We start from the raw sequence: 8,610 nt of genomic DNA, 5'->3' as shown, positions 1-8,610 counted from the left end.
TTATATAAAAACAAACTTCTATTTTGATAAAAACACCGGTGGTCAAGCCAACCAGTTAAGCTTCATCTTGGAAAACAAAATAGCTGGAAAAATAGGCATGACCAAACTGCTTTTGAATAGCATAAAGTCTCTTGGTGTAGATGTTCAGTTGGTGCTCACTACCAGCAGAAATGAGATTGCCTTTGATGGTGACTTTGAAACCTATAACTATTTGGAAGATTACATTATCTATCTCCCTAAAACTGACACCTACATTGCACCTTATAGTCCTGAATTCAGATATGGTATGATCCCGGCTGATCTTACTGCCACCGAAGGACTTTTTGTAACTGCGCAATTTGTGGATGATATGCCATTGCCAAAGGCTGAGATTAAAACTATTCCCGCTTTGCCAGCTGAGGACAATCTTGATAAAATGGAAGTTGGGGTAACTTTTAATGATAAATTAACCTCCAACACCATCACTTTAAAAAGAAGTTTTAATGGGTACTCCTCTGCATTTATAAAAGCTGTTTATCCTTTGATAGAGGAAGAAAGAAAACAAGAGTTATTAAAAAGCCTTGTGAAATTCTTGGCTGTTGATGCAGATATAAGTACTCTGGCAATGGCCAAGACTCAGTTTGATTTTCAAACCTGGGATAGCCCGCTTGTAGTGGATAGTAAATTCGATTCACCATCTTTTATTGAGTTGGCAGGAGATATTATCCTTTTTAAAGCTGGTGAATTAATAGGCCCACAGACTGAGCTGTATCAGGAAAATGAGCGCAAAACAAGGGTTCAAAATGATTTTAATAGAGAATACGATAGAACCATAACTGTTGATATTCCAGATGGCTATAAAATAGAAAACCTTGAGGATTTAATATTTGAAAAAAAGGTGGTTGAAGGAGGAAAAGAAATCTATTATTTCCGTTCTAACTACACTTTGGAAAACGGAGTATTAAAAATTCAAGTTGATGAAGGCTACGAAGAGATCTATTATCCTAAAGAAAAATTTGAGGCCTTTAGAGAAGTAATTAATGCTGCGGCTGACTGGAATAAAATAGTGTTAGTTATGTCCAAAGGTTAGCCCAATAGGGGAAGACGGATAATAAATTTGGTGCCTTCCCCATATTCTGACTCGACTGACACGAGGCCTTCAAGATTTCTTACAGATTCATAGACAATATACAAGCCAAGACCTGAGCCCGTCTTCATTTCATTAGCGCGGTAGAACATCTCGAAAATTCTATCAATGTACTCTTTCCTAATCCCAACGCCATTGTCCTCCACTTCTATGTAAAGTCTGTCCGTTTTATATACTGAAATCTTAACCCATGATTTTTTCTTGTTTGGGTCCATATAACGGATACTATTTGACACCAGGTTGTTAAGAATAATTCTGAGACGGTTTTTATCGGAGACTAGCGTGCCTACCTGATCGTCAACTATAATCTCAACAGATTTATATTCTTCCAGATATTGAAATGAATCTAACAATTCTTGAATCAGCTCCTTAATATTTACTTGTTCGCTACTTACACCAAGTCTGGAGTTTTTTGAGTAATCTATAATCTCCCGAAGGAAAGCATCCAGTTTCTGAATACTCGACCTCATCATTTTGATCAAATTTTCTCTGTTTTCAACTGAGGTTTCAGCGTCATAAATATTGAGTAGCCCCATTAAAGAAGCCAATGGCGCCTTCATGTCATGAGATGCAGAATAAACGAACATATCGAGCTCCTTATTAATTTGTTTAAGCTCTTCATTGGTAGCTCGAATTTGCTCTGTCTTTTCATCAACAATTTTGTTCAGATGTTGCTCAATAGCTTCTAGTCGAATCTTATTATATCGATATACAACAGCTGCAACAGCAAATATTGCGATCAAAGAAAGTCCTATGAACCATGGTTGTAAATAGGTGGGTATATCTACTTCAAAGGATAAGCTGGAAGCTTCACTCCATGAGTAATTGCCTTGTTGCTTGGCTCTAACCCAGTACTGGTAATTTCCAGCTGAAGAACCCGCTATTTCTATGGCATTAACATTACCAAGGTCTATCCAATCGTCAGAAACAGAGGTCTTATATTGGTAGATTATTGAGCTACCAGGCATGGTTGTTGAAAGGAAATTAATTTTCAGATAAGCACCATTGCTGATTAACAAGTCACTAAGTTTTGAGGGCCTAACCTTAGTATTGTTATAAATTGCTGATGTAAATAGAGGCTTTTTTGTAGCGTAGATATGCTTATCCTCCATTTCTGTATATGCCAAACCTTTTGCAGTACCTACCCATTTAGTTCCATCTTTACCAATATGAAGTGCCTGAGCATTACCTGATCTAGAATTTAACCCTGATGACTCATTAAAAAGTAATACTTCTTTGGTTTTCATATTATAACCCATAACTCCAAAACTGTTTGAAAACCACAATTTTGATCCTATTTTCTGGATGGCCTTTGTAGGAAGGTTACTAATATTCGGCCCAGTATATAATCGTGAAATACTAGAATCTGTCTGATAAAAAAGACCAACATTTGTAGCAAGCCATGCTGTATCATTTTCGACTAAAATATCATTTACTTCGAAATCATTATTTAGCTGGATATCTAATGGAAGACTTAAATTTTCAAATTTTTCATTGAATTCATTGAATCTGAAAAGATAATTTTCAGCTCCAACCCCTCCTAAATAAATGGCTCCATTGGCACCTTCTTTAATCACCATGATCCGGCCTTTTATGCCACTGTCCCTAAAGTCTGTACGCGTGCCATCCGGATTAATAATTAAAGGACCGAAGGTATTATCCTGGTTTACCCAAAGTCTTTTTTTCTTATCTAGTAAGAGGTCAAAAACATAAAAACCTCTTCTATCCAAATCAATTCTATTAACTAATTGATCATTTTTAAAATGCATGATTGAGCTTCTATTGCTTACCCAAAATTCATTTTCACTTCCAGCAATACTGATAAAATATTCGTTCAAATCCTCAATTAAGGTAGTTTGGCTATAGCCATTCTCTGAAGGCAAGAGCTTATAAACACCTCCTTTATGGCAATAATATATCGCCTCATCGGCAAGCCATATCGATTCAATATAATTCTCCTGATTAGGTATTCTGTTAAAGTAATTTCGCTTAAAAAGCATAGCGCCTTCATCAGAGGCTCCCCAAATATCTCCATCAGAAGATATGTGAATATCATTGACCCTGAACACCTCCTGCTGATTTTTGATTGATAAATCATTGATATCCAGTAGATAGATACTATTTCCAAATAAGCCAATTAATATAGTTTCTTCATCATAAGCTTCAATGTATGAAACCTCTTCTGACCTAACCGATTTTATATGTTTGACCGATATTGCCGTTTCATTACCAATTTCAACCTCATGTAGGCCGTTTCTATCCCCAAGAAAAATAGTCCCTTGTATATTAGCAACAGCATTTATATGACTTAAAGCAACTGAAGAGTCTACCGAAAGCTCAGTAAACTGTTGGCCATTAAAATGAAAAAACTGTCCATTAAATGAAACTGCATATAGTTCTCCAAAGGTTTCAAACAACGTATATGACCTGAAAAAACTATCAGAATTAGAGTATTCAGGTAGATAGAACTTTTTAATAGAATTGTCAGGATTAAGCAAAACAATTTGACTTGGTTCCGATATCCATATTCTACCTGCCTTGTCCTGATATATATCCTTTGGGTATAAAAGCAAAGAATCCGATTTAAAACGAATTCCATCAATAATTCTTTCAAAGGAAACTGTATCTGGAGATGAGTGGATTTTAACCAGACCTAAATCATTTAAAACCCACAGTTCGTTGTCAATGGATACAATTTTTTTGATGTACCTGCTTTGAGTAGCTTCTGGGTATTCGGTAAAATTTTTACCGTCAAATCGTACCAAACCCTCATCAGTTCCCAACCAGATAAAACCAAGAGAGTCCATCTCAACTGTCTTAGTAAGATGGGTAAGCAGACCTTCGTTAACACCATAGGTGATTTTTTGGAAAGTTTGTCCAAATGCAGAGGACGTAATAACAAGAAAAAGGGAAAGTAACCCTGTCTTCATTCAGTCTAAATTAAACCTATATCCTTTTAAGATAATAAAACAAATGCAGACTGACCTATTGTAAAAGGTTAAAAATCAATCCTTTGCATTTGACTTAATATTGTAAAGCTTCTTATAATATTCTTCTGCCATGCGTTTTGCTGCAAAAGTTTTATTTACATCTTCAGTGGCCTTCCATACTACCTCCATCCATTTCTCAGGTTTATTATAATACAGAGGAATAATCTCATTTTTCATGATTCTATGCATATGATCCAGGTCATGCTGATCTTGCTCTGCCTGGCTCAAATTGAGATCCACTTCAGGTATTACAAAACCATTCTTACCATGCTTTGCAAACTCTAAAATCCAGCCATCATTAGTAGAAAAGTTTACGGAACCATTCATAGCAGCGGTCATACCACTTGTCCCTGAGGCTTCCAGAGGAATTCTTGGGTTATTCAGCCAAACATCACTCCCTTTCTTCATCATGGCAGAAAGTCTGAGCTCATAGCCAATGAGTACTGCTGCATTCTTGTACTTCCTAGTTAGATGTACCAATCTATTGAACATGTCCACAGCACCATGATCCAAAGGATAGGGTTTACCACTCCAAATAATTTGGATAGGTTGCTTGTCATTATTAAGCAATGCCTCAAATCGTTCTAAATCTCGAGTAATTAAATCTGCTCTTTTATAATCCGCAAACCTTCTTGCCCAAACAACCGTCAACACGTTAGGGTCAAACAGCTTTCCTGTCTGGTCAGCTACCTCCTCGAATAATAGTTTTTTCAGCTCTGATTTTCTTTTGGTATAGGCGGTATAAGACTTTTTCTCATAGGCCTTTTCAAGAGCTATATCCGTCCAGTATTTTTTATTTTGGGCATTGGTTATGGCTTCTATCTTGCATATTTTATCAAAACCACCCCACATGTCCTGTGACACCTTCTGGTGTTTTTTGGATACTGCATTGGCCTTTTTAGCCCATCTTAGTGCTGCCAGTGTATGATTAAAGTTTCCATTTTCATAGCCTATTAAATCCTCCACCTCTTTCAAGTTCATATTGTGGAAATAACCCATCTCCAATAAAAAACTAGGGTCATTAACTTCATTGCCTGCTTTTACAGGTGTGTGGGTGGTAAACACCAACTTGTCCCTTACTTTATCAACTGATTTGTGCTTATCATAAAGATAGAAGGCAGCAGGTAATCCATGGGCTTCATTTAAGTGAAATACCTCGGTAGGATGTCCGAGTTTATCCAGCAACATTGCTCCTCCTATGCCAAGCACGTTATATTGGGCAATCCGTGTAGAGAGATTATTATCATAAAGCTTATGAGTTATTGTGTGTGCGAGATAGTCATTGTCAGGATGCTCAGTTGACAAAAGATAAATGGGAGCAGTGCCAAATATTTCTGGGGCCAGATAAAATACCTTTACTTTAATAGTTGCTGTATGAACCTTAACATCCAACATAATACCTGTGTCCTCCAGAAAAGGATAATAATGTTCTTCATTTAAGACATCAAGTTCATTGTTAGGTTTTCTGGTTTGGGTGTAATAGCCATACTTCCAAAGCATACCTATGCCAACTACATTTTGTTTAAGATCATAGGCACTGCGCATATGTGACCCGGCCAAAAATCCGAGACCGCCAGAGTATATTTTTAAGGGTTGATCAATGGCAAATTCCATACTGAAATACGCCACACATTTCTCAAAACCTTTACCAATTTTATAAGGATGCTTATAAGCCATAGTTTTCATTTTTAAATCAATGCAATTAACAGGGTTGATTTTGCATTTCAAAATTGAGAAAAAACAATATAGAAGATAATGTGTGTAGCTTCAAATTGTTTAAACGCCAATAAACAAAAAACCCCACCTGCTCGAGGTGGGGTTCATTGATATAGTTCACAACTAAATCAAACCAAACAATCTTACTCCTAGTCTTATTTTAAATTAAATCATAACTCAACTCGGTTGATATTCTGTCCTTATCCAGTTTAAATGTCCTAATCCTGTCATGAAGACTACTTTTAAAGATGTTTAAATGTCCTTCATTATAATCTATCAAACAGGTGTTGAAAACATTTAAAGACACTGCATCTCCAGAAAAAGGGAGGTCAATTAAAATGCGTACATATTCATCGTCATTGGATATTGACCTTACAATCATTTCCTGACATTGTGAATTTATCTGTAGCTGAAAATTAGCCTGCAGGTACCTGTTGATAAATTCTTCATATTCCCTTTCTGTATTGGCCTTTTCAAACTCTGGATAAGATGTAATCAAGGATTTAAGAAGATCATCAATATCAAGAGCAACAGACATTGTATAGTGACCATCAGTCTCAGATAATTCAAAAATTGCCATTCTTGCGCTATGGCCATAAGCCGAAATATTAACTAAAAAAGTTATTAAGATTATGCTCAATGTTTTCATAATGACTTTAGATTTTAATTAAGGCCCTATCTTAAATGCATCATTTGGAGTACCAACCAGACACCTTGAAATTACCGGAAACTCAGCTGTAATAACATAGAAGTAACTGTAGGTGCCTGTAGATAATGTTACATTTCTTTCAATACCGTTACACTCGTCAAGGTCTCCCGCTCCATTTACATACTCATAGTCATTGGTATACTTTCCGTTGTACTCACCGCATGGCTCTGATTCACCATCTCCCGGTCTTTCACCCGACTTCAACTGATAGCTTGAAGTTAGTTTGGCTATTCCGGTTCCTGCGGCATCCGGACCGTAATAGTATAATATAGGGAACCCATCCGCTGCCCATCCTATTTGTACAGGGTCGGTCGGAGCAGTTCCAGTGCTGATGCCTGATGAAAGCTCTTCTGCATAAATGGCCATATCTCCATGATAATGATACAATCCATCCGGCTGAACATGAGCAATGGCACAGTCTAAGCCAACGGCATTCATATTATTATTAGGCTCAAATACCCAGTCCCAGTTATATTCTCCTGTGTTAGTATCTTCGAAGATAAATGGCGTTGCAGGCGCAGGATCAATAGCAACACCGTTCTTTGCTACCCCAAACTTCCACTTAGGTGAACCATCATCAAAAGTTATGGAAGTAATTGCTCCGGCCTTTGTAGGTGTATTGTCAACATAATATGTTTTGGTGCTATTATCGAGATTAGAGACGATCATTGGTATCTGGTTTCCATACTCATGTGTTGGTATTCCGTTAGTTACTATTTCTCTGTCACCTCCACCATTGACAGTAGCATCATTATATGTATTTGAATCAGGGCCTAAAGTACATGACCGGTTGCCCTGATCAGTTGAGTTGTCATTAGCACAAGTAGCATCTGTATCGTTATCCGTGATAGTTATTGTTTTCGTGTTTGGAGAACCTAATGCTACATCACTGGGCAATCCACTTGCAGAAAGCGTAATGATAATTGTTTCGTCACCCTCCACTTCTGCATCATCTACTATCGGAATATTAACTACTCTTTCTGTCTCTGAGGTATTGATGGTTAGAGACCCTGATGGCGCTGTATAGTCTGCTCCAGCGGTGGCAGTACCTGAAATGGTGTAGGCAATGGTAATAGCTGCACCTTCGTTTGACTTGTCTAAGGTCACTTTAAAATTGGCATTTCCATCTGCTTCACCTATGGTTGGCGGGCCCACTACCGTAACCGTATAAGTGGTAGAAGATTCCCCATCATTGTCATTAATTGTAGCCGTAGCCTCTTTATTAACTGTGATTACTCCTAAAGGAAGATTAGGCTCATCAATTGTCAGTATTATAGTCTCAGCCTCTTCATCAACATCATCATCGATCACTGCTATTTCTATAACTGTGGAAGTTTCTCCATTGGCAATAGCAGCACTACCGCTCAATGCTGTATAATCTGTTCCGTTAGTCGCTGTACCTGTAATAATATAGGGTATCTCCAATGGTGATCCCGTACTATTAGCTGCATCAAGGCTGACTGTGAAAGATGCATTATTATCACCTTCTAAGCCAATATTGTCAGTGCTTGATATGGTTACTGTTCTTGTATCATTGTCTTCAATTATAACCTCCGCAGATGACTTGACGATCGTAACACCTTGCACACCGGGGTCAGTCAATGTGATGATAATGGTTTCGTCTTCTTCAATACTCGTGTCGTCTGTTATGGCCACTTCTATTTTAGTGGAAGAAGAATTCTCGGCTATCTCCACAACACCGCTCAATGCTGAATAATCAGCACCCTGACTGGCCGTACCTGACACGGAATAACTCATTGGAATGACATTACCACTTGTATTACTCTTACTTATAGTAACTGTAAATACTGCAGGCTCAGCTTCAGATATTTTTGCCTTTGTCACACTAATGGAAGCATCAACCTCAAAGGTTACTGTAGTGTCATCGTCTCCTCCACAGCTCAACATAAGCACTGTCAGCATGAAGAATGCTATTAGTTTAAATGATTTGGTATTCATATTTTTAAGTTTCGGTTAATGTATTTGAAACAGGCGAATCAAAGTTTCTACCACCCCCCCAATGAAAAAGTATTTTCAACAAACAAAAAACCCCACCTGCTCGAGGTGGG

At 37.6% G+C, this 8,610-nt stretch carries 5 protein-coding genes; 1 reads left to right on the top strand and 4 read right to left on the bottom strand.

Going from position 1 to position 8,610, the window contains the following annotated elements; translation table 11 throughout:
- The coding region (locus E1140_RS21355; protein ID WP_221412619.1) for a hypothetical protein at positions 1-1,069 on the top strand (1,069 nt) is incomplete at its 5' end.
- Here the strand turns inward: E1140_RS21355 and E1140_RS03485 are convergent.
- From E1140_RS03485 to E1140_RS03470, 4 genes are all read right to left on the bottom strand, one after another.
- Positions 1,066-4,056 (bottom strand): sensor histidine kinase, encoded by a 2,991-nt coding sequence (locus E1140_RS03485; protein WP_155179076.1) that lies wholly within the window; start codon positions 4,054-4,056, stop codon positions 1,066-1,068. The two genes, E1140_RS21355 and E1140_RS03485, sit on opposite strands and share 4 nt — an antisense overlap.
- A 75-nt stretch (positions 4,057-4,131) precedes the next feature.
- Positions 4,132-5,793 (bottom strand): alpha-glucan family phosphorylase, encoded by a 1,662-nt coding sequence (glgP, locus tag E1140_RS03480; protein ID WP_246202701.1) that lies wholly within the window; start codon positions 5,791-5,793, stop codon positions 4,132-4,134.
- Positions 5,794-5,992: 199 nt separating this feature from the next.
- Positions 5,993-6,481 carry a DUF6702 family protein gene (locus E1140_RS03475; protein WP_155179072.1) on the bottom strand — a complete coding sequence of 163 codons (489 nt, stop codon included), beginning with the start codon at positions 6,479-6,481 and terminating at the stop codon, positions 5,993-5,995.
- Between the two features lie 18 nt (positions 6,482-6,499).
- Positions 6,500-8,500, bottom strand: a complete 2,001-nt coding sequence (locus tag E1140_RS03470; RefSeq protein WP_155179070.1) for a YHYH protein — start codon at positions 8,498-8,500, stop codon at positions 6,500-6,502.
- Positions 8,501-8,610: the final 110 nt, after the last annotated feature.

This window comes from Fulvivirga lutimaris (genome assembly GCF_009711525.1).
Taxonomy (GTDB): Bacteria; Bacteroidota; Bacteroidia; order Cytophagales; family Cyclobacteriaceae; genus Fulvivirga; species Fulvivirga lutimaris.
This window is presented reverse-complemented; position numbering and strand designations above follow the sequence as displayed.